Source organism: Acidianus sp. HS-5 (genome assembly GCF_021655615.1).
GTDB lineage: Archaea > Thermoproteota > Thermoprotei_A > Sulfolobales > Sulfolobaceae > Acidianus.
Window position 1 is genome coordinate 1989522 of sequence record NZ_AP025245.1, and the last position, 22307, is coordinate 2011828.

Annotated in this window: 27 protein-coding genes, 2 tRNA genes, 1 other RNA gene and 1 pseudogene; 14 read left to right on the top strand and 17 right to left on the bottom strand. The window is 32.2% G+C overall.

Annotated features, from left to right (window positions below; all coding sequences use genetic code 11):
* Window positions 1–13: 13 nt before the first annotated feature.
* The gene (locus HS5_RS10765; protein ID WP_236751389.1) at window positions 14–1204 is read right to left on the bottom strand and encodes an orc1/cdc6 family replication initiation protein; all 1191 of its coding nucleotides are present in this window, start codon (window positions 1202–1204) and stop codon (window positions 14–16) included.
* 275 nt (window positions 1205–1479) lie between these two features.
* Between HS5_RS10765 and HS5_RS10770 the strand changes: the two genes are divergently transcribed.
* Window positions 1480–1552: transfer RNA gene (locus HS5_RS10770), tRNA-Ala, on the top strand.
* Between the two features lie 67 nt (window positions 1553–1619).
* Here the strand turns inward: HS5_RS10770 and HS5_RS10775 are convergent.
* Both HS5_RS10775 and HS5_RS10780 read right to left on the bottom strand, forming a co-directional pair.
* Entirely contained in the window at window positions 1620–2945 is a 1326-nt protein-coding gene (locus HS5_RS10775; protein ID WP_236751390.1) for a tRNA(Ile)(2)-agmatinylcytidine synthase, read from the bottom strand.
* Entirely contained in the window at window positions 2942–3214 is a 273-nt protein-coding gene (locus HS5_RS10780; RefSeq protein ID WP_236751391.1) for an Lrp/AsnC ligand binding domain-containing protein, read from the bottom strand. Before HS5_RS10780 ends, HS5_RS10775 begins: the two co-directional genes overlap by 4 nt.
* Before the next feature lie 55 nt (window positions 3215–3269).
* On the opposite strand from HS5_RS10780, the pseudogene HS5_RS10785 reads away from it, so the two are divergent.
* A pseudogene (locus HS5_RS10785) lies at window positions 3270–3770 on the top strand (DUF367 family protein); the annotation flags it as partial.
* Here HS5_RS10785 and rnpB read toward each other — a convergent pair.
* The 8 genes from rnpB to rpiA form a co-directional block, all read right to left on the bottom strand.
* An RNA gene (gene rnpB, locus HS5_RS10790) (RNase P RNA component) lies at window positions 3757–4065 on the bottom strand. The pseudogene HS5_RS10785 and the gene rnpB overlap by 14 nt on opposite strands.
* On the bottom strand, window positions 4052–4624 hold the full coding sequence (locus tag HS5_RS10795; RefSeq protein WP_236751392.1) for a CBS domain-containing protein: 573 nt from the start codon (window positions 4622–4624) through the stop codon (window positions 4052–4054). The genes rnpB and HS5_RS10795 overlap by 14 nt, the downstream gene beginning before the upstream one ends.
* 11 nt (window positions 4625–4635) lie before the next feature.
* Window positions 4636–4812: a preprotein translocase subunit Sec61beta gene (locus tag HS5_RS10800; RefSeq protein WP_236751393.1), complete on the bottom strand. Its 177-nt coding sequence runs from the start codon at window positions 4810–4812 to the stop codon at window positions 4636–4638.
* The gene (locus HS5_RS10805) at window positions 4812–5558 is read right to left on the bottom strand and encodes a geranylgeranylglyceryl/heptaprenylglyceryl phosphate synthase (protein WP_236751394.1); all 747 of its coding nucleotides are present in this window, start codon (window positions 5556–5558) and stop codon (window positions 4812–4814) included. The genes HS5_RS10800 and HS5_RS10805 overlap by 1 nt, the downstream gene beginning before the upstream one ends.
* Complete coding sequence (locus HS5_RS10810; protein ID WP_236751395.1) at window positions 5521–5826, bottom strand: transcription elongation factor; 306 nt, start codon at window positions 5824–5826, stop codon at window positions 5521–5523. Before HS5_RS10810 ends, HS5_RS10805 begins: the two co-directional genes overlap by 38 nt.
* 2 nt (window positions 5827–5828) lie before the next feature.
* Window positions 5829–5969, bottom strand: a complete 141-nt coding sequence (locus HS5_RS10815) for a hypothetical protein (protein WP_236751396.1) — start codon at window positions 5967–5969, stop codon at window positions 5829–5831.
* Window positions 5966–6319 carry an SWIM zinc finger family protein gene (locus HS5_RS10820; RefSeq protein ID WP_236751397.1) on the bottom strand — a complete coding sequence of 118 codons (354 nt, stop codon included), beginning with the start codon at window positions 6317–6319 and terminating at the stop codon, window positions 5966–5968. Before HS5_RS10820 ends, HS5_RS10815 begins: the two co-directional genes overlap by 4 nt.
* On the bottom strand, window positions 6288–6971 hold the full coding sequence (gene rpiA / locus HS5_RS10825) for a ribose 5-phosphate isomerase A (RefSeq protein ID WP_236751398.1): 684 nt from the start codon (window positions 6969–6971) through the stop codon (window positions 6288–6290). The genes HS5_RS10820 and rpiA overlap by 32 nt, the downstream gene beginning before the upstream one ends.
* A 35-nt stretch (window positions 6972–7006) precedes the next feature.
* Between rpiA and HS5_RS10830 the strand changes: the two genes are divergently transcribed.
* The 7 genes from HS5_RS10830 to HS5_RS10860 all read left to right on the top strand — a co-directional run bounded on the left by HS5_RS10830 (window position 7007) and on the right by HS5_RS10860 (window position 12964).
* Window positions 7007–7081 (top strand) — tRNA-Arg (locus HS5_RS10830).
* A gap of 223 nt (window positions 7082–7304) precedes the next feature.
* Window positions 7305–7400, top strand: coding sequence for a pyruvate dehydrogenase (locus HS5_RS10835; protein ID WP_196773543.1), 96 nt, complete (start codon window positions 7305–7307; stop codon window positions 7398–7400).
* 35 nt (window positions 7401–7435) lie between these two features.
* On the top strand, window positions 7436–9244 hold the full coding sequence (locus HS5_RS10840; RefSeq protein WP_236751399.1) for a ribosome biogenesis/translation initiation ATPase RLI: 1809 nt from the start codon (window positions 7436–7438) through the stop codon (window positions 9242–9244).
* A gap of 37 nt (window positions 9245–9281) precedes the next feature.
* Window positions 9282–10433 carry a fructose-1,6-bisphosphate aldolase/phosphatase gene (gene fbp, locus HS5_RS10845; protein ID WP_236751400.1) on the top strand — a complete coding sequence of 384 codons (1152 nt, stop codon included), beginning with the start codon at window positions 9282–9284 and terminating at the stop codon, window positions 10431–10433.
* Window positions 10434–10473: 40 nt separating this feature from the next.
* Complete coding sequence (locus HS5_RS10850) at window positions 10474–10710, top strand: 30S ribosomal protein S17e (RefSeq protein ID WP_236751401.1); 237 nt, start codon at window positions 10474–10476, stop codon at window positions 10708–10710.
* Complete coding sequence (locus HS5_RS10855; RefSeq protein WP_236751402.1) at window positions 10703–10945, top strand: ubiquitin; 243 nt, start codon at window positions 10703–10705, stop codon at window positions 10943–10945. The genes HS5_RS10850 and HS5_RS10855 overlap by 8 nt, the downstream gene beginning before the upstream one ends.
* Before the next feature lie 399 nt (window positions 10946–11344).
* Entirely contained in the window at window positions 11345–12964 is a 1620-nt protein-coding gene (locus HS5_RS10860) for an ATP-binding protein (protein WP_236751403.1), read from the top strand.
* On the opposite strand, the gene thsB is transcribed toward HS5_RS10860, so the two are convergent.
* Both thsB and HS5_RS10870 read right to left on the bottom strand, forming a co-directional pair.
* Window positions 12961–14619 (bottom strand): thermosome subunit beta, encoded by a 1659-nt coding sequence (gene thsB, locus HS5_RS10865; RefSeq protein ID WP_236751404.1) that lies wholly within the window; start codon window positions 14617–14619, stop codon window positions 12961–12963. The two genes, HS5_RS10860 and thsB, sit on opposite strands and share 4 nt — an antisense overlap.
* Window positions 14620–14713: 94 nt before the next feature.
* The gene (locus tag HS5_RS10870; RefSeq protein ID WP_236751405.1) at window positions 14714–15232 is read right to left on the bottom strand and encodes a TFIIB-type zinc ribbon-containing protein; all 519 of its coding nucleotides are present in this window, start codon (window positions 15230–15232) and stop codon (window positions 14714–14716) included.
* A 63-nt stretch (window positions 15233–15295) separates the two neighbouring features.
* On the opposite strand from HS5_RS10870, the gene HS5_RS10875 reads away from it, so the two are divergent.
* The 3 genes from HS5_RS10875 to psmB are packed head-to-tail and all read left to right on the top strand — an operon-like array spanning window position 15296 to window position 17584.
* Window positions 15296–15682: a ribonuclease BN gene (locus HS5_RS10875; protein ID WP_236751406.1), complete on the top strand. Its 387-nt coding sequence runs from the start codon at window positions 15296–15298 to the stop codon at window positions 15680–15682.
* Window position 15683: 1 nt separating this feature from the next.
* Window positions 15684–16964: a histidine--tRNA ligase gene (gene hisS, locus HS5_RS10880; protein ID WP_236751407.1), complete on the top strand. Its 1281-nt coding sequence runs from the start codon at window positions 15684–15686 to the stop codon at window positions 16962–16964.
* A gap of 29 nt (window positions 16965–16993) precedes the next feature.
* Window positions 16994–17584, top strand: coding sequence for an archaeal proteasome endopeptidase complex subunit beta (gene psmB / locus HS5_RS10885; protein WP_236751408.1), 591 nt, complete (start codon window positions 16994–16996; stop codon window positions 17582–17584).
* Here psmB and HS5_RS10890 read toward each other — a convergent pair.
* On the bottom strand, window positions 17581–17964 hold the full coding sequence (locus HS5_RS10890) for a DNA-directed RNA polymerase subunit G (RefSeq protein ID WP_236751409.1): 384 nt from the start codon (window positions 17962–17964) through the stop codon (window positions 17581–17583). The two genes, psmB and HS5_RS10890, sit on opposite strands and share 4 nt — an antisense overlap.
* A gap of 53 nt (window positions 17965–18017) precedes the next feature.
* Here HS5_RS10890 and HS5_RS10895 point away from each other — a divergent pair, with 53 nt between their 5' ends.
* The gene (locus HS5_RS10895) at window positions 18018–18458 is read left to right on the top strand and encodes an Lsm family RNA-binding protein (RefSeq protein ID WP_236751410.1); all 441 of its coding nucleotides are present in this window, start codon (window positions 18018–18020) and stop codon (window positions 18456–18458) included.
* Window positions 18458–19933, top strand: coding sequence for a tRNA guanosine(15) transglycosylase TgtA (gene tgtA, locus HS5_RS10900; protein WP_236753555.1), 1476 nt, complete (start codon window positions 18458–18460; stop codon window positions 19931–19933). The genes HS5_RS10895 and tgtA overlap by 1 nt, the downstream gene beginning before the upstream one ends.
* Here tgtA and HS5_RS10905 read toward each other — a convergent pair.
* Genes HS5_RS10905 through HS5_RS10915 form a run of 3 tightly spaced genes read right to left on the bottom strand, consistent with a single transcriptional unit; the run spans window position 19913 to window position 22297 of the window.
* A complete protein-coding gene (locus HS5_RS10905) occupies window positions 19913–20629 on the bottom strand; it encodes a PAC2 family protein (RefSeq protein ID WP_236751411.1) in 717 nt (238 codons plus the stop codon). The two genes, tgtA and HS5_RS10905, sit on opposite strands and share 21 nt — an antisense overlap.
* A complete protein-coding gene (locus HS5_RS10910) occupies window positions 20613–21128 on the bottom strand; it encodes a PUA domain-containing protein (protein ID WP_236751412.1) in 516 nt (171 codons plus the stop codon). The genes HS5_RS10905 and HS5_RS10910 overlap by 17 nt, the downstream gene beginning before the upstream one ends.
* Complete coding sequence (locus HS5_RS10915) at window positions 21125–22297, bottom strand: proteasome-activating nucleotidase (protein ID WP_236751413.1); 1173 nt, start codon at window positions 22295–22297, stop codon at window positions 21125–21127. Before HS5_RS10915 ends, HS5_RS10910 begins: the two co-directional genes overlap by 4 nt.
* Between the last annotated feature and the right edge of the window lie 10 nt (window positions 22298–22307).

Genomic DNA, 22307 nt, shown 5'->3' on the forward strand with positions numbered 1-22307 from the left:
GATTTAATAGAAGCTAAACTTTAATAAGAGTAATTAATTTCTCATCGTTATCTTTTAACGCTTTAATTATAGTAGATTTATCTACAGCTATTTTTACCTCTTTTGTTTTACCGTATCTACCTCTGTTAATAACTGTAGCAGTTATAATTCCTACCATGTCTAGTTCGTTTAAAATATCGCTAACACGCCGTTGTGTAACGCTTTCTGTACCTAAGTCCTCTGTTAATTTCTTATAATTTTCATAAACTTCACCAGTAGTTAACGTATTCTTGAACTTTAATCCATTGAGAATTGCTATCAATACGATTTTAGAGTGAAAAGGCAATGTAGAAATTATTTCATATACTCTGTCTCTTTCTATTTCTATTCTAGCTTTTTCTATATGGTCTTCAGTTATTTTAATATCACCTTGTCTTTCTGCTATTTCTCCTGCAACACGTAACAGATCGAGCGCTCTCCTAGCATCACCATGGTCTCTTGCCGCTAACGCTGCACATAATCTCACTATCTCATCAGAAATTACATAATCCTTAAACGCTAATGAAGCCCTACGATGTAATATATCTTCTAATTCTTCTGCATTGTATGGTGGAAAAACCAATTCTTCTTCGCTCAGGCTACTTCTTACTCTAGGATCTAAATTATCAACGAATTTTACGTCATTAGTTATACCTATTAAAGAAACTTTAGCATGATTTAATTCAGTATTCATTCTTGTTAGCCTATAAAGGATATCATCACCATGTTTCTCAACCATTGCATCTATCTCATCTAGGACTATGATAATAATTGTGTTTTCATCATTAAGGATTTTAAGCATTCTACGATAAAGTTCCGCTGTAGAGAGACCTGTAAACGGAACTTTTTCACCAAAACTTTCTATAATGTCAGCTAAAATTCTATACGGAGTATCTGACTGTCTAGTATTAATATATATATACCTAAATGATTTAATTTTGTCATATAATTTATTTAAAACGAATTTTGTTACTGCAGTCTTACCTGTTCCTGTAAGTCCATATATAAAAATATTATTAGGCCTTTCTCCCCTGTAAACTTGAGCCAGAATACTTGCAATTTTCTTTATTTGAATTTCTCTATGCGGCAGCTCGTCTGGAATATAATCAGGCGATAAATACTGTCTATTTTTAAAAATATTGGAATTTTTTACGCTTGACAGTACTTCGTCTATAATGTCACTCATTACATTATTTATCTTGCATTAAAACGCTTTATAACAACTTTTGCCTTAACCGGGGAGTAAATTACCCCTTTATTTCCACTGGAGATCACTAGATAAAAACAGGCACCCCTTTATTTCAACTGGAAGTTCAAAAACAAAATAGATAAGAATTATTTAGTTTGTATAATTTTCTTCTTATTCGAATCTCTCTATTACTGTAACAGTTTCCAAGAGAAACAGTGGGGAGTGGAACTCATGAAGTTGAACTTATAAACCTAAATTCTAATTAACTTAATGGGCCGGTGGCTCAGCTGGAAGAGCGCCCGCCTTGCAAGCGGGAGGTCCCGGGTTCAAATCCCGGCCGGTCCACCTTTTAGCAGTATTTATATTAACTGGGGAGTTAATCTCTTGTAAGTTCTAATTGACCTTAGAATAATCACCTAGATGTGTTGTTAGCTTTAAAATCATTTTTAAGCAACATTCTTAATACTTCATGTAATATCTTTGTTTCTTTTTCTGCATCATGGTGTATATCTAAAAATAATGGTTTTGTCAAATGCCTGTATGCCCGAGTTTGATAAGTTCCTAAAGAGATACTTCTAGGATTTTCTATAATTTCTTTATTCGAATGGAACTTATATCCGCATTTTTTGCATCTATACCCTTTGTCTTTACCTAAGGATTCTGTAGAATGTTCACATACAGGACATCTAGGGTTTCTATACTCTATGTTTTTAGACAAAGATAAAACTTCTAATCTTTCGGCATCTATTATTTTGTCGTATTTGCTTGATGGTTTAATAGCCCCTAGTATAACGGTTTCATCTCCAGGTAGCAACTGCTTAGCTGCATTGTTTAACTCCCCAGTTTCTTTATATATAAAGATTGTAAAACCTTCCTGAGTATTTAAGATGACATCTCCGCCTGGAATAATTTTCACATTTTTTATAACCACTTTACCGTAGAATGTTTGGTATATTTTATCTCCGGGCTTAATTATATGTGCATCAGTACCTTGGTTTGATTTAAATATCATGAAGTTTTCTATTTCCTCGTCTTTTATCTGTATCGTGTTCAGACTTTTTAGTAGTACTTCTGGATCCGTTCCTCTTATGCCGTAAAAGACCGGATCCTCTCCATGAGAAAGTATTAACGGTCTTTTTTTAACATAATCTACATTAGCGAAAACGCTCGGAAAGAACTTCTCATCGAAAGCAATTAAACTTTCCAAATCTATCTTTCTTTCTTTTTCCCAGTTTTCTTCTTTTCTATATGTAAGTAATTCGAATGTATAATTTCCATCAAAGCCTATGGCCGCTAATGAACCTATTATTCCTCTACTTCCGTGAACTATTGCATTAGACTTCTCTATATATTTCTCCATAAGACCTGGGGTTATAACATCAGAAACTGTTTTTGTGTAAAAATTTTCTAAAATATACGACGATCCATATTCTATGATAGCCATTCCAGGCTTCCTACCATATTTTAGTCCTTGCGAAATATTATTCACATAATCAATTGATGTATTCCATATGATATCGGCAATTTCTTTTATGTCTCTATCACTTTCTATTATTAGTTTAATTGAGGCATTACCTCTAGTTTTCCATGGAATATTAGGATTTAATCTTATCAAATAAGGAAAATCAAGTAATTTTATCTTATTTTTATATAAAATTTTAATTAAATTTGTGGCAAAATGTGTAGTGCATCCTCTATTTGGCGAATCATGATCGTCTATGCCTATTATATATTTCATTTTTTCATCGTGCTGCTTTCCATGATAATCATCGTTAAAGTAGATCTAACCTTAGGTAATTTCCTTATTGTTGTACTTACAAAATTTCTTAATGTATCCATATCCTGTGCTTCGATTTTAGCTACTATATCATAGACGCCGTATACTATGTAAGCTTCTGATACTTCTTTTAATTCCTTTAATTTTTCGTAAACTTCTTCTTCTCCTCCAGCGTCTGTATTTATCAAGATTATTGCAGATACATTTTTAGACTGAGGGTTTGATATCAATTTTAAACTCCCATTAGTTTTAATATATAGCACTATAAGAACTTTACGAGTAATTTTGAAAATTTTTGTCATAGAACTCTATGAAGATGATCCGAACAAATCTACCGGAAGAAAAATGGTTAAGTTTAGGCTTGCAGAATATACTGATAAACCTAGAGGAGTAGTATTAAATCCCTTATCCGAAGAAATAATCTCTATAGATGATATAGATATAGTTAATAAATACGGTATAACCGTAATAGATAGTTCTTGGAATAAAAGTGATATAGGATTTTATAGAAAATATCTGTCCAAATTCTCTAGAAGATTACCTTTGCTATTTGCAGGTAATCCAATAAATTATGCTAAACCCTATAAATTATCCTCATTGGAAGCAGTTTCTGCGAGCTTTTATATTCTAAATTTTGTGGATATATCTTTGAAGCTTTTATCTTTATATAAATGGGGGAAGACGTTTTATGATCTAAATAAGGAACTTCTAGACAGTTATAGAGGAAAACGTGAATATGAAATTCGTGCTATTGAAAACTCTTTTTTAAAGGAAGAGCCCCAGCAATAACCCAGCTTCTGTATTTAAGGGGATCTGACTATGCGTCAAGGGGGGTCTTCAGATCAGTCTCATTAACCCCCCTACTTGCTCCGGGAAGGACTGTTTTTCATCCCCTAAATATTCTCCTCATCTATCTTACCTTGTTGCCTAGGTAAGATTCGAATCATACTCATTGAACGTTTAGGGGTTATTTTTCTGTACAGTTGCCAAGGGTTCTACCCTTGTCCTTTGCAGGACTTCCCTTGATCTGGAGGCTGGAGTTTCCTCAGGAATTTACCCGTAACCCCTTACTGAGGCTCTTCTAATTTATGTTTAACTAAGAATCCTATTAAATCGCTTCTAGTAATTATACCTAGTGGGCGCAATTTATCATCTATAACTAGCACGACAGAATATTTACTAAATAGTCTTAGAATTCTGTTAACGGGTTCATTTTTCTGAATTAATGGAGGTAACGGAGACATTATTTTTGATGCAGTAAGTCTCTTAATATCGCTAGAAACGATTTTATGTAATAGCGTATAATCATAAATTATTCCCACTAATTTTCCATCATTATTGACTACTGGTATTTGAGAAATATTATAATTTTCCATTTTATTCACTACACTAATTATATCGTCTATTTCATGAGCTATAATAACTGGGGAATGCATTATCTTCTCTGCTGTATCCTGAACGTTTATCATTAGAAGTAATTCGTCATAAATCTTCTTAATTATTGAAAATTTTGGATCAATTTTACCATTTTCAATCTTAGCTATAAATGATTGCGAGACACCCACTCTCTTAGCTAATTCTGCTTGAGTTAAACCTGCTATCTGCCTTAGTTTCTTGAGTTCAGAAAAATCTGAAATCATGCAAGATACCTTTATGGCGGAGGAATTAACTTAGATACCACCAGGATAACTGCTATTAAAATTATACTTCCGATTAAAACAACTTTAGGATCTATTTTGACTTTCTCATTCTCTTCATCATAATACCTTATTAGTCCTGCCATTGAGGCTAATGGTATATTTTCCTTCTTCTTTTTACTTGAAGGCATTATACTCGCCTATAATTTCTAATACTCTCTATTATTTTTATAGCTTTTTCTGGGTTATCTTCTATTATATTTCCCGTAACTATTATGTGAGCTCCTGCTTCAGCAAGTTTTATTGCATCGTCCTGACTTCTAATACCTCCTCCTACTATTATATTTAAGTTGGTAAATCTTCTTACTAATGATATCATTTCTGGTTTAACAGTCTCTGGAGATCCAGAACCTGCTTCTAAATAAAGGAATCTCATACCCATAAATTGTGCTGCCAATGCATAAGATAATGCTAAATCGTTATTATCGAATGGAATAACTCTTGCTCTTCCTATGTGTCCTGCTGTACCTCCATAACCTATAATTAAGTATCCTGTAGGTAATACTTCTAATCCCAGTTTTTTAATAAGCGGTGCAGCAACAACTTGAGCTCCTATGATGTAGTAAATATCGTCTGAATTGAGAAGAGATAAAAATAATATCGCGTCAGCTTTTTCTGAAATTAAATTTATATTGCTCGGAAAAATTATTTTAGGAATCTTGAATTCACTTAAGATTTCTAGCACATTATCCAATTTATCTTTTGAAACACCTAGAGTTCCACCTATTAAAAAAGCAGAAGTTCCTGCATCGTATAATTTTCTTGCCAAGGATTCAAGAGTATTTAAGCTAGATATTTTATCAGGGTCTATGAGAGAAAAATGTAATACGCCTTCTTCACTAAGTTGTTGTATGTACTTGTTTATCTTCTCCTTCATTTGTGCTTTCCTCTTTATCACTTTCTTTTATTTCTAACTTTCCGTCGAGGTATAGATCAATGAATTTGCCGTAGGCATTTGCTTCATCGAATACTTGAGGGACTTCTATATCTGCGGATAATCCACAATTACCGCACTTTATATGTGCAATTCCATTTTTAATCTCTATAGAAATTGCTATCCTACCGCATCTTGGACATTCGAAAGTTTTTGGTAATTTAGGCTTGGGTTTAATAATCTTAGTTCTCTTTTTCCTCTTACCTCCCATTCTTACTCCCTCTTTCTCCTTTTATTAGAAACTAATACCTTTTTCTTTCTTGGTTCTTCAAGAATTTCCAGGAAAGTCACGTAAGCAATCCCTAATCCTAAGACTAGGACAGTCGCTATTAGCATTATTTCCATTATATTCATGTAGTGTATATCAGTTTTCTTAATTTTAATGATTTTCCGTCATGTCTTATTTCTCTAATTATTTCTAAAAAATCATTTAATTCAACGTCTACTGTAATAATTTTTTCTTTATTCATGGCTATTTTTAATGTTAAAATATGGTAACAAAAATTTCTATTTTTATAAATTTTGTTAAAAACAAAGAAGTCGCAATCACAATAGTTCTCATTTAAAATGTGATCTTTATGTCTAGACTCATTTCTAGCAATAAACACATAAGTAGAAAAGAATCCGCGTTTAGAACGTAATTTTATTATTCTACCTTGTACTGCAGAAACCTTAGCTCTTTTTAATAATCTCGATTCTTCCATCACTATCTGCCAATATTATAGTATTATATGAATCACAAAATATACCAGTTTCTATTACGCCAACGATATTACTCACTTCCTCATTTAACTTGCATAAATCTTGCGTAATATCTGTTTCGATATCAAGAATTATATTACCATTATCGGAGATTGTAGGTCCTATTTTACTTGATCCCTCTCTTACTTTAACATTAAATCCTAGATTGGATATGCGAGATAATATATAATTTAACGAAACTGGAACTACTTCTATTGGAATTTGTAGTAATTTAGGTATTTTTAACTTATTTATCTCACCAATAAAGATCTTTTCTTTAGAATTAATTGTAAGTAATTTTTCTCTGAATAAAGCCCCTCCTCCACCTTTTATAAGTACGATCTTACCGTTATTATCTCGTAGTAGGAAATCAAAACTATCCACGTATACATCCGGAATAATACCAGAAAATAATGAAATTACTGAAAATCCTTTTCTACTTAGCTCTATTTCACTATCTATAGAACTAGCTATGTAATATTTATTTTTAAAATCTGATATCTGGCTTATCATTTCTATTAACTTTCTAGCAGTTTTTCCAGTGCCTATTCCTATAATTCTTTTATCTTTTATATACTCAATTGACTGTTTTGCAACTATTTCTTTAGCATCCATTAAGTTCAATATTATTAAATAAGATTAAAAATTAGGGGCCCGTAGCTCAGCCAGGATAGAGCGCTAGCTTCCGGAGCTAGTGGTCCCGGGTTCGAATCCCGGCGGGCCCGTGTGTAGATGACATGTAATTGTGTAGTTCTCTAGCTAAATAGTGGGCATACAGTGTAAATATAGTAGACTAAAGTCATTTGACATTGTTTGTAAATTAATTAGTTATGTATTGATGACGATATTTAGCATTATTTAAGATCATAACATGCACTTTTTCGTCGAAGTATAACTCTTTGGTTTACTTGAGAAAATTATAAGAACCTTTCAAATAAGAGTTGATCGGTGTATAAGTTGATGGAGGAAGATTGGGAAGAGGACTTAGAAGAGGAAGAATGGGAAGATGAAACAGAAGAAGATTGGGAAGAAGATGAATGGTAAAGCTAATTTTTAATTTTTATTTTCTTTAAGGATTGATGTCAATGAGGGTAGCAGTAATAAATTATGATTTTTGCAAACCAGATAAATGCAATTTAGAGTGTATAAGATTTTGTCCAATTAATAGATCGGGCAGTAAGGCCATAGAACTTTCTGATATAGTTAAAGGAAAGCCTATCATTTATGAAGAAACTTGCATAGGTTGCGGAATTTGTGTAAAAAAATGTCCTTATGAAGCAATTTCTATTGTTAACTTACCAGATAAACTTTCGGGGGAAATTGTTCATAGATATAAGGTTAACGGTTTTGAATTATTTGGATTACCTGTATTAAAACAAGGTTACATAATTGGTATACTAGGAAAGAATGGTACTGGGAAAAGTACGATACTAAGGATATTAAGTGGTGAATTAATTCCTAATTTTGGAGATCCCAGCGCTAAGCTTAACCCTGAAGATGTTTTAAACAGATTTAAGGGTAAAGAAATGTATGATTATTTCTATAAGCTATATAATAAAAAGCTTAAAGTTGTTCATAAAATTCAATATATTGAATATGTAGGCAGGATGCTTAAAGGTAATGTAAATGAATTATTAGGTAAGATTGATGAAAGAGGAAAAATAGACGAAGTAAAAGAACTTCTAGTTATGCAGAATATGTGGACTAAACCAGTTCAAACTCTCAGTGGAGGAGAGTTACAGAAATTTTTAGTAGCAGCTGCATTGCTTCGTGAAGCCGATGTTTATGTATTCGACGAGCCTTCTTCTTATTTAGATGTTAGAGAAAGGCTTAACATGGCTAAAGGTATAAGAGAACTCACCAAAGATAAGCATGTAGCACTAGTGGATCATGATCTTATTGTATTAGATTACTTGGCAGATTTAATATCAATAATTTATGGTGAAGGTAGCGTATACGGTAGAGTTTCAAAATTATATTCTGCTAGAACTGGAATTAATAACTTCCTAAACGGTTACCTTCCAGCAGAGAATGTTCAGTTCAGACAGGACGAGATAAAATTTATGCTTAAAGAGCTTACAGATTTAGATTTTTCTAAGAACGTGAAAGTTAGAGTGAAGTGGTCAGAAATAAGAAAGGATCTTTCAGATTTCTCATTAGACGTTGAAGAAGGAGACGCAAGAGAAGGTGAAGTGATAGGTATAGTAGGTCCTAATGGTATAGGTAAAACCACATTCATGAGAATGTTAGTTGGCGAGATAACTCCAGATTTCGGTTCTGTAATGCCAGAAGGCTTAAGATTGTCATATAAGCCGCAAAAGCTTCTACCAGAATATGATGGTACTGTTCAGCAGTATTTAGAGAACGTGAGCAAAGATATATTATCAACATCCTCATGGTTTTTTGAGGAAGTTATTAGAAGACTAAACCTACATAGAATATTAGAGAGTGAAGTCAAAGATCTTAGCGGTGGTGAACTTCAAAAGCTTTATATAGCAGGAGCTTTAGCCAAAGAAGCGGACATTTACGTTTTAGACGAGCCTTCGTCTTATCTAGATGTGGAAGAGCGGTATATAGTGGCTAAAGCAATAAAGAGAATATCGCGTGAAAGGAAAGCTGTAACATTCTTAGTTGATCATGACTTAGCTATTCATGATTATATTTCAGATAGGATAATGGTATTCGTTGGAATTCCTGGAAAGGAAGGACATGGAAAGTCTCCTACGAGTTTAAGAAAAGGTATGAACGAATTTCTTAAAGAAATGCAAATAACATTCAGGAGAGATGCAGATACCGGAAGGCCAAGGGTTAATAAATTAGGCAGCTACTTAGATAGATTACAAAAAGAGAGGAACGAATATTATTCCTTAGAAGTTAGTAGAGAGTAGAACAAAAATTTAATAATATACTCAGAGAATGTCTCTTATGAGAACTACAATAAGCGTAATTAAGGCAGATATAGGAAGCTTAGCTGGACATCATGTAGTTCATCCAGATACTATGGCAGCAGCAAATAAGGTATTAGCAGAAGCCAAGAAGAATGGAGTAATAATAGATTATTACATCACTAATGTGGGAGATGACATGGAGCTTATAATGACTCATAACAGAGGCGAGTTAGACACTAAAGTTCATGAAACTGCTTGGGACGCGTTTAAAGAGGCTACTAAGGTAGCAAAAGAGCTTGGATTGTATGCTGCAGGACAAGATTTGTTATCTGATACATTTTCTGGAAATTTAAAAGGAATGGGACCTGGAATAGCTGAGATGGAAATAGAAGAAAGGCCTGCAGAACCAATAGCTATTTTTATGGCCGATAAGACAGAACCTGGTGCATTTAATTTTCCTCAATATAAAATGTTCGCTGATCCATTTAATACCGCAGGTTTAGTTATAGATCCTACAATGCATGAAGGATATAAATTTGAGATCTTGGATGTTTATGCAGGAGAGGCAGTAACATTAAACGCACCAGAGGAGATATATGATATATTAGCGTTAATTGGAACTCCTTCTCAATACGTAATTAGAAGGGTGTACAGGAAAGCAGACAATATGATAGGATCTGTAATTTCAATTGAAAGATTAAATCTTATAGCAGGAAAATATGTAGGAAAAGATGATCCCGTAATGATTGTCAGAGTTCAACATGGTTTTCCTGCATTGGGAGAAGCATTAGAAGCGTTCTCTTTCCCATATCTAGTTCCAGGGTGGATGAGAGGAAGTCATTACGGGCCTTTAATGCCAGTGTCACAGAGAGATGCTAGAGCTACTAGATTTGATGGTCCTCCAAGATTGATAGGATTAGGATTTAATGTAAAAAACGGAAGATTAGTAGGCCCAAGTGATCTGTTTGACGATCCAGCTTTTGATGAAACAAGAAGATTAGCAGAACAAATAGCAGATTACATGAGGAGACATGGTCCGTTCATGCCTCATAGACTAGAGCCAACTGAAATGGAATATACTACATTACCTTTAATTCAACAAAAACTGAAGCCGAGATTTAAGAAAGAGGCAGATGTAACAGAAGCAAAGAAAAGCGTATACGAGAAGCAAGTTGAGGGAGGAGACTAAATTTAAATTTTTATAATAGTTAATAACTACGGGCGAGCTTATGGGAAATATATATACCAGAGATATTAAGAGAATTTCGGCCGAAATTTATGAGAAATATAAGGATGAAGTTACTACAGATTACTCGAAGAATAAAGAAGTAGTTGAAAAATATATTGATGTATATTCAAAGAAAGTAAGGAATAGAATTGCGGGATATTTAACTAGATATGCTAAAAGAATGTCTTCCCAAAAGAATAATATATCTGAAGGGGAGGTAGTAGAAGAGAGTGAGTAAAGTAGTATTTTTTGGTCCGCTTGTACAAGTATTTAATAAAAAGGAGATTGAGATTAAAGGGAATAATATTCTCGAAATTTTAAGAAGTGTCGACAAAGCAGGGATTATAATAGATAAAGATGAGATAAAGCCTGGTTACATAATTCTAGTTAATGGAGTGGATTGGAGGATAATAGGCAATAATGTCAGTGATAATGATATCATACAGATAATTCCGATCAATCATGGAGGATAAAGCATGATCCAAATATCGCAGACTGTCTGGAATACTGAAAAAAAGAATAGTATAAGATTTGATGGAGATTGTATAATACAGATTATTCGAGATATTCCACCTAGATCAGTAATAAATCAAGCTTGTTATATATTTTTCAGGACATATACTAAATCTAGGATTAAAGATCCAAAGATTTATTTTTTAACTCTTTTGTACTCAACTTCTCAGATTACAGACGCATTAGCGCGCGTTAAATTTAACGAAGGCGATATTGGTTATATAATAAAATGTTGTAAAAAAGATGTTAATCAATTTGAACGAATACAAATTAAAGATAACAATGAGCGTATCGCGTTAAGTGCTAATGCAATAAATTCGCTTATCTGAGTCTCTGAAAGATATATGGAGAAAAGATATATGAATTCTAATAAGATAGGTCCTATCATATTGTTTATACTTGGATTCGGGTTGATATTGTATCAGTTTCATTTAATATATTTGTTTAATATTGATACAATATATCTTGTATTTATTATTCCTATTATTCCTTTATCTGTTGTAATACTATTAAGAAAGAAGAAGATTGTATTGAATACATTTATTAAAAACAATATATTTATAATTAAATCAAATGGGATAATTGTAGCCGGCATAGCTTTTAGAATTTTAGGTAAACAAGATATAAATAATTCTGAAGGCAATTTACAAAGGGAATTAGATAATCTTGTTGATGTATTAAGTAGGAAATCTGATAATGTAAAATATAGTATATCGACATATATTTATAATAGACGTAAGTCTTCTGCCTTAATTATGTTTAAAGAATGTAAAAATGAAAAATACACAGAATGCGAAGCTGAAATTATTCAAGAATACGAAATATTAAAAAAATTAGCAGAATCTATAGCTCCTCATATATCCTTAGATCCTATAAAAGCAGGTAATGAATCCTTGCCTATACCTAGTGATTTTGGCAATTTAAGTTATGCAAGGATTTTCGAAAAACAATATGAAATACCTAAATCAGAGAATATACAAGTTGATTATGATATAGAATTAGGCTACGTAGTCACATCGTCTTTAGCTAAGATCCCTGTAGGTATAAGAAGTAATGATGTTTTTAGGCATATAGGAATATTTGGTACAACAGGTAGTGGGAAATCTAATACCGCAGCCATAATAGCTTCTCAGGTAGCAAACAAAGGTTTTAATGTAATAATTTTGGATTGGCACGGAGAATATGTGAATAAATTGAAAGATTTTAAGATATATAATGAGTCTAATCCATTGAGATTGAATATTCTCAAATTATATAATTTGGAAGAGACCGTAGAAATCTTTCAAGATGTGTTAGAGTTAACCGATCCTCAAAGATATATATTATATATTATTCTTTCTGAACTAAGAAAATACAAAAGATTCTCTCTCTCCACATTATATGAGGCGATATCCAAGATTAAGGACGAATATACTTGGATTAAAGATGTAAAGTTAGCATTATTAAGGCGTATGAATCCTATACTTTACAGACCTGTAAGACTTCTATTAATTTCTAACATTAATATGGAAGAAGAGCTTTCAAACAATGATAAGATAATAGTGGACTTAAGTTTTATACCTGATATTTCGGTAAGAAGATTGTATGCGTTATTTATAATACGTGCAATTACTGATATTTATATAAAGAAAAAAATAAGTAATAAGCCGACTTTAATAATATTAGAAGAGTCTCAAAACTATTTTACTAATAATAATAATGAATTTGTAAGTAGACTACTTAACGAAATACGAAAATTCGGAATAGGACTTTGTATTATTACTCAGAGTCCTTCATCAGTATCTCCAGATGTCATCAAGAATACAAATATAAAAATAGTTCATGCTATAAAATCAAACATTGATAAAAAAATAATTGTAGATTCACTTGCTTTAGATTCTAACTTATCCAATATTCTAGATAAGTTAGATGTAGGAGATGCTATAATATCTGCTCCAAATATAAAGCAACCAAGTTTAATGAAAATTAAAGAAAGTTAGTCTTCTTCAGACGGTTTTGTTTCTCCGCCCTTAGATTCGCTTCCAGCCGATTTCTTGCCTGCAGCGACTAGATCGTCTATTCTAAGTATTAATGTTACAGCTTCTGTTGCAGCTTTAATAGCGTTCATTTTAACTAATGCAGGATCTATTACTCCTTTCTGCCACATATCTACTGGTTGTCCTGCGTATAAATCTACACCTATCCATTTGTTATTTTCATTCTCGTGAGCACTCCTTAATTTCATTAGTAAATCTATTGGATCAAACCCTGCATTCTCTATAAGTATCATTACTAAACTCTCTAAAGCTGATGCGTAAGATTCTATTGCTAATTGCTCTTTTCCTCCTACTTGCGGGGCATATTTCCTTAATGCTTTCGCAATTTCGATTTCTATAGCTCCTCCTCCTGCTACGGCTCTTCCGTCTTTAATTACATCTGCAACTGTTCCTAACGCATCTCTTAATGCTCTTTCGGTTTCGTCTACGACTCTTTCCAATCCTCCTCTGATTAATATACTTATAGCCTTTGGATTCTTTGCTCCTTCTACAAACACCATTTTATCTTCTCCAACTTTTCTCTCTTCAACTAATGCAGCATATCCTAGATCTTGCGAGCTTAATTCATCAATGTTAGATACAACTCTTCCTCCAGTAGCTCTAGCTAACTTTTCTAGATCACTCTTCTTTGCTCTTCTTACAGCTAATATTCCTTTCTTAGCTAAATATGACTGTGCTACTTCATCAATTCCCTTCTGGCATATAACAACATTAGCTCCAGTAGCAACTATTTTATCAACTTTTTCTTTTAGTAAATTATCTTCCTCCTCTAAGAATTTCTGCATTTGGGATGGATCGTTAATTCTTATCTCTGCATCAAGCTCTGGCTTTTCTGCTTCTAATGATGCATCTAACAAAGCTATTTTTGCATTTTCAATTCTCTTTGGCATTCCAGGATGTACTACTTCTTTATCTACAATTATTCCGTATACTAATTGTGTATCATTAATTCCTCCTCCAGCTTTCTTTACTATCTGAATGTTATCTAAATCGACATACCATTTATCTCCTCTTAATTCTGAAACTTGTGTTACTGCTTTTACTACAATATCTGCTAAGTATTCTCTTGCGCCAGCTACTGACTTGCTGCTTAATGATGTTATTGCTACTTTCTTAAGTAAGTCGGTGTCATTTATGCTAACTGGTTGTGCTATTTCTTGAATGGTTTTTAATGCTACTTCTTCAGCTTTCTTGTAACCGCTAATAATAATTGTCGGATGAATATCTTTATATAGCAAATCTTCAGCTTTCTTGACAAGCTCACCTGCTAAAATTACTGCAGTCTTGGTTCCGTCTGCAGTCTCTTCATCTTGACCTTTTGCTATTTGTACTAATAACTTTGCTGCAGGATGTTGTAAATCCATTTTATCTAGTATAGTTGCTCCATCATTAGTTATTGTGATGTCCCCTAAGCTGTCTACGAGCATTTTATCCATTCCTCTAGGGCCGTATGTACTCTTTAGTGCTTCTTCCACTGCCTTAACAGCTGCTATATTTAATCTGACTGCCTCTTTTCCATAAGTTCTTGATGAACCTTCCTTTAAAATTATGACAGGAATTCCTTCTGGAGTAGTAGCTACAGTAGCCGTGGATGACATATAATTCACCTTCACACTCACTTTGAAACTGGTTATATAAAAACTTAACTATCACATAATTATAACGTAAATCACATTACTTTTTAGATCAAAATTAACATTGACTTAATAATTCTTTATTCACGTATTTTAATTCTTTCGGTAATTTATATGTAATTTTTCTAAAATATTTCTCATTTATATGTAATTTTTCTAAAATATTTCTCATTTTTTTGTATCTATATCCTGCTATATAGAAACTTAAGGCCACCCTTATTTTTATTTTTCTCCCACTAAATATGCCATTATTCTCCATATATTCATAAATTTTATATACATTCTTATCCATATTAAGTAAACTTAATGCTAGTTCTCCATCCTCTGTTATAAATTTCATGTTCTTTTTATTATCGATTATTCTGAATTTACTTGCTGTAATTTCAGTTAATTTAATAAAGTTTTTAGTTTCTATTCTTTCTGATAAATTTTTATTTAAATCTATTATTTCTTCGGAAACTTCTATTTGAGAATAATCATAAATAGTATCAATGACGCTTCCACATACTTCACAAACTACTATGCCGCGAGCACTATCCCATATTAAATTTTTTGATCCACAGTATGGACATTGCATGATAATTTTTGCTCTAGCATAATAATTATAATCTAGCTATTACTAGCTACAATAGACTGGGATATGGCTGAAACTGAGTTTGATGAACTTATATCTAGAATTATATCTGGTAAGCTTTCAGAGAGTGATTTGCGATATTTACAAGATATTTACGGCAAAGATAAAAACTTTTGGAACAAAATTTCTGTAGTTATAGATTTAAAGTTAAGATCTAAGAAAGCTATAATTTCCAATAAACTTGATAATACAATATATTTACGTGATTCAAGTGGAAAGATAATTGGAATAATCATAATTTACAACGAAAATGAACCTCTGAAAATAAACGAAATATTTAAATATATCGAAATGGCTAAGGTGTCCAATATAGATGCTTACTTAGCTATAGTAGATAAGTATGGAGACATAACTTATTATAATCTTTCTGAGGTATCATTATCTAAGGGCTGATATGGTATCTTATGAACCTTTAAGAGGAATGAAAGATTATTTTGGTGAAGATGCAGAAAAAATAAGATATCTAGAAGAAAAATTCATAAAAATTGTTAAAAAATTCGGATATATGGAAGCTATAACACCAATTCTTGAAGAATTCGAATTATTTGCATTAAAAGGTGGAGAGGAACTAAGAAAAACTATGTATACATTTATTGATAAGGGCGGAAGAGAAGTTGCATTACGACCAGAATTTACACCTAGTATGGTAAGATTATTTCTAAATTCTATGCAACATTTACCCAAACCCGTCAGATTATACTATTCTGGGACTGTTTATAGGTACGATGAACCACAATTTGGCAGATATAGGGAATTCAGGCAAGCAGGAATAGAAATGCTGGGAGAATATTCAATTAATGCTGATTTAGAAGTTTTAAGTATATTATGGGAATTTTTTAAGGAAATTAATTTGGAAAATGTTACAATAAAAATGAATAATATAGCAATATACAGGGAATTATTCTCGTTTCTAAAGCTGTCTGAAGATCAAGAAGAGCACTTATTACACTTAATAGATAAAGGAAATAAAGATTCTGTAATAGAGTATTTATCTAAGATTGCAGAACCAAAGATTCTAAATATAATAAAATTAATATTATATAATTCTATATCTAAGGAATCAGATCTTATAGGAATGGTTAAAGATATAGGCAATTCTTATTCGAAAGATTTAGAAAGCCAGATTTCGAGACTTTTTACAATTTACGAAATGCTGTCTAAGTTTAATATTCCAATAAAAGTTGATTTATCGTTAGTTAGGGGTCTAGCTTACTATACCGGAGTAATATTTGAGGTGGTTCATCCTTCAGTAAACTTTAGTATCGCTGGAGGTGGAAGATACGACAATTTAGTACAGCTTTATGGTGGTCCATCTACGCCTTCTATAGGTTTTGCAATAGGAGTTGAGAGAGTTTTAGCAGTTTTGCAGAACTTGAAAATTAAAGACAATGAAAGAAAAATGGTAATAGTCCCTTTAGACGAGAATGTAATGGATTACGCTCTCAAGGTACTTTTCCTCTTACACGAAAATGATATTCCTGTAATATTGAATACAAAGAATGTTTCGCTATCTAAACTGATTCCAAATTTATTAGATACTAACATAAATATAGTTATTATAATTGGAGAAAACGAGAAAAAGGAAAATAAAGTGTCAATAAAAGATTTATCTACAAGACAGCAGAATTCCATATCGCTTAATGACCTTTTACCTTACATAAGACAAATAATTTAAACTTTGCACAAAGACTTATAGTGATAATTATGGAAGAATTACCTTCAACTGCAGTTGGAATAAAGTTAAATGATGGTGTAATTTTAGCAGCAGAACGTAGATTAAGCTATGGAGGTTACGTATTAAGTAAGCAAGCAAAAAAGGTTCATATTATAAGTAGATTTGGGATTGCAGGTGCAGGGCTTTTTGGAGATTTACAAGCTTTAACAAGGATAATGAATGCAGAGATAAAATATTACGAATTATATAACGAAAGACCTATATCCACTAAAGCTGCTGCGAAATTACTGTCAATTATATTATATCAATATAAATACACACCTTTCATTTCCGAGATTCTATTTGCCGGAGTTGATAATGGCGTTTCACAATTATATGTACTAGACCCATTAGGTTCACTTTTAGATGATGTGTATGCTGCTGTAGGCTCTGGAGCAAGAGTTGCTATAGGAGTTCTTGAGGCAGAATACGACCAAAAGATGCCTTTAGATAAAGGTAAAGAAGTAGTGATAAAATCTATTAAAGCCTCTATAGAGAGGGACATAACTTCTGGGGACGGAATCGATATCTTAACGATAGATAGTACTGGAAAAACGTCTACAGAATACATTCCTTACTAAGTCTCCTTTAATATACAAAAGTAAACATGGTCCATTACATTAAATCCGTATTTGTTAAGGAAACTCGAGTTACTTTCTATTTTTACTAATAGGCCAAATAAGGATATAATGGTAATGTATGTTTTTGCGTTCTGATCTACTTTTTCAGTAACTATGTATCCATGTCCGCAAAAATCATTACTAGTAAAAATAGGCTTTGATCTAGAGATTATGACATTAACTTTTTCATTATTATTAAAAATGTTAATCTCGGATGTAACATCAAGATTTATATTAATATCTTGACATTTTATATTAACCACGTATAAGTCTCTAAGAACGCCTTTCTGAATTGATGAAACTATCCCTTCTTCGTTAAATTCATAATTTATACGCTGCAAGGTTTTTCACTTCATTATTTAAATCCTTGTATATTAATCTTATGTTGACCGTTATGAGTATAAGTCGTAGAGTAGTTTATGATATAAATTCATTAATAGATAAAACTGTAATAATAAAATTAACTAACGGAAAAACATATACAGGCCAATTGTCATCTTTTGAGATAGATCCTTTTATGGTGAGCATATCTAACGCAAAAGATAATGAAAATAATGCATATTATAAGGCTATAATAAATGGTAATACCATTTCAGAGATTCTAATAAAGAACGCTCCAATTTTTGACGTAAAGGAATTTGCTAGTTTAATAGAAAAATCATTAAATTTAAGGCCTGGAGATATAAAAGTTTACGAAGAAGCAGGGGTTATAACTATCCTAGAGAAAATTAAAGTTACTGAAAACGGAGTTGAAGGTAGCGGACCTCTAGCTCAGAGAGTTTATGATTTATTTAATGAATATATAGAAAAGAAAAAGAGAGAGACTTCAAGATGATAGGAGATTTTGAAGTAAAGGATGAAGACCTTGCTGGTAGAATAGGTAAATTAGAGACGTCTCACGGAGTATTAGAAACTCCATTATTTTTCCCTGTTGTGAATTTACTAAAAAGAGAAATAAGCATTAATGATATTTTGTCAGTTGGATTTACTACTATAATAACAAACGCATATATACTTAAGAAAAATAGGATAGTTAAACAAGATATACACAAGGATCTGAATTTTAATTCTGTTATAATGACAGATTCTGGAGCTTATCAGATTTTAGAATATGGAAATATAGCAGCTAGTAATAAGGAAATTGTAGAGTATCAAAATAAAATAAAACCAGATATTGCAGTAATTCTCGATGTACCTACTGGAAAATTAGAAGATAAAGAAGAAGCTAAGATGACTGTTGATGAGACGCTAAGAAGGGCTAAGGACGTGGAAAGTATAATAGACTCAGAAAACATAATATGGACTCATCCAATTCAAGGGGGAAGATTTTTAGATTTATTACAATATTCTGCATCAGAGGCAAATAAAAGAGATAAATATAAAATGTTAGCATTAGGTAGCCCTACTGTACTCATGGAAAGGTATGATTATGATACATTAGTGGATATGATATTTACTGCCAGATCATCTATAAGTAGAGGGAAGCCCTTACATTTGTTTGGGGGAGGTTTGCCGCATTTAATACCTTTTGCAGTAGCACTAGGAGTAGATTCCTTTGATTCCGCTTCGTATATATTGTATGCTAGAGATAACAGGTATATTACAAGGTCTAGGACGTTTAGACTTGAAGATTTAGATAGTTTCCCGTGTAGCTGTCCTGTATGTTCTAAATATACTCCTCAAGAGCTTTTAGAAATGGATGATAACGAGAGAGTCAAATTGTTGGCTATCCATAATTTATACAAAATATTAGAAGAAATTAGAGAAACCAAAATAGCTATAAAAGAAGGAAGATTATTTGAGTACATACAAGAAAAAGCTTTTTCTCATCCTTCAGTTTATTCTGCATTTAAGAAGTTGCTGACATATGCAGAATATTTAGAAAAATACGATCCAAGAGTAAAGGGAGAAATAAAAGGACTATTTCTATTTAATGAAGATTCAATACGAAGGCCGGAAATTATCAGACATCACATGTATCTAGAATCAATAAAACCTCTGCATGATAAGGCAATAGTTATTTGTGGAGACAAATTAACTCAACCTTTTATTTCTGATCCTTCAATTTCAAAGATAGTTAAAGACAACTATATGAATGCAGATATATATGTTGCTTATCCGTTTTATGGTCTAATACCTTTATTAATATCTGAATCTTATCCATTATCCCAATTCGAAATTCCAAAGACTTTATCGGAAAATACAATTAGGATTTCCTCAGATAAGGCCAACAGTATATTAAAATCTAAGTATAAAAGAGTTGAACTAATAGAGTGCGAAGGATCGATGTTACATATAATGCCTATCTAGTCCACTTTTACTTACCTCTTTTTGAATATTCTCTAGCTGCTTCTGGAGCTCTTCTTCTAATTTTTTAGCATCTTCATAAAGTTCTGTAACATCTATATTGATTCCTAAGATTTTATTTATCGCGCCTACAGCTACTGCAGCAGCTGCAGGGTCTATTCTCTCCCTATCAGCATAAGGTAAAAGAACTATTGCTGGGAGGTCTTCAATCTCTGAGTAAATAGTAAATAAAGCTAAAGGCCCTACCATTATTAATTGTTTTTCCAGTTCAGGATAAGGCAAGCTTGATACGTTTTTAGAAGTTTTAAGCCACCTAAGTTCTTCTGTTCCTTCCTTATATCTCTTGTCAAGGCCTCCTATTAATATTATATTCTTTACTTCGAGCTTTTTAAGCCACGTTATCATGTCTTTAGCAAAGGAGTTCCATTCACGCTGAAATGGTAATAGATGATTTAACAGAACTATAGTGTGAAGTTCCTTGTCGTAAAATAAATCAAAAGGAGTTGCTATACCGTACTCATCCAAGAATGTAACATCTCTAAGATACTTGGTAGTTATAAATCCTATTCTTTGGAGTTTACGTTTTAGCACGATATATCTTGATGCTAAATACCCTGTTTCTCCTATTGTCCTAAATCCAGTTATAAACGTAGATCCTTTTAATTCATCCTCAGTTATACCCTTAAGGATTACCTTCATTTTTATTCCTCTCCTTTACAATTACAGCTACTCCTCTTTTATATTCGATTATCTCCTCAGCTGATAACTTTAATCTACCAATTCCTATTATATTATCGCTTTCATCTACAACTATAACTTGATCTCCAGCTCTTAGACTTCTATCTACATTTATTACATGTTTTGCAAACACATTTCCAGAATTTTTTACAAAATTAGCAATATCAAAAGGAATTATTATTCTAAATCTAGGAGATTTAGAGCATTCCTTAATTTTTTCAGCAGAATCTAATGTCAATGAGAATAAATTGTCTTGGGCTCTCAAAATTAGAAACAATTCATTATTTACTATAATATTTCTTATTCTATTTGTATTTATAGATCTTTGAATAAAAAAAGAAGGTAAATTATCGAAGACGCATTCTGCAATATCTTGGCTAAATTGATATGCAAATATATTCCTTAAATAAAAAAAATCGAAATTAGATACCCTTTCCGGATATGTCACAAACTCCTTCATGTGTACTTCTCTTCTCTTCCTTTAAATTCTTCCTTCCTTTTAGATTTTATCTTGTTTATAGCTTCTATAAAGTGGTTCATATCTATTATTTTTTTATCCTCTCTTATTGCAAAATATCCTGCTTCTGTGCATACGTTCTTAATATCTGCACCGCTAAATCCTTCAGTAAGCTTAGCTAGTATAGTAATATCCACACTATTGCTTACCTTCATTTTAGACATATAAATCCTGAAGATTTCTTTTCTGCCATTAAAATCTGGTAATGGAATTTCTATTACTCTATCAAATCTACCAGGTCTTAATAAGGCAGGATCTAGTATATCTATCCTATTAGTAGCTCCTATTATCTTTACATTATCTAATGGCTGAAATCCATCAAGTTCTGCAAGTAATTGCATTAAAGTCCTTTGTACTTCTCTTTCTCCACTAGTCCCCAGGTCTATTCTTTTTGCACCTATTGCATCTATTTCGTCAATAAAAACTATTGAAGGAGCCTTCTTTCTGGCGAACTCAAAAACTTCTCTTACAACTCTAGCACCTTCACCTACAAACTTTTGAGCAAATTCTGAAGCTACCACATGAATAAAGGTTGCATTACTCTCTGCTGCAACTGCTTTAGCAAGCATTGTTTTTCCTGTTCCTGGAGGTCCGTATAATAATACGCCTTTAGGTGGTTGAATCCCCAGTTCCTTGAATATTTCTGAATTCTTTAAGGGAAGTTCTATTACTTCTCTAAGTTCTTGAATTTGTTGTGATAGGCCTCCTATATCTTCGTACTTTATATTAGGCTTCTCCAGTACTTCCATGGATTTTATAAATGGATCTTCTCTTTCAGGTAAAATTTTAACTATTGCAGAACCTCTCTGATTTAATGCTACTGATTGTCCAATTTTAAGGTTTTTAGTATCTATATCGCTGCTTACTGTAACTATTAAGTTTGGACCAGAGGTACTTCTAACTATTACTTTCCCATCATCTAAAATATCTAGTACAACAGCTTCTATTAAAGGAGGACTTAATAATTTCTCTAATTCAGATTTATAATAATTTAATTCCTTTCTTAAACTTTCAGTTTCTGCTTGTAATGCGTTAATTTTCTCTTCGAGTAATTTAATTATTTGCTCATAATCTTCATTATTATCTCTAGAAACATCTATTTCTCCAGACAAGCTTAACCCA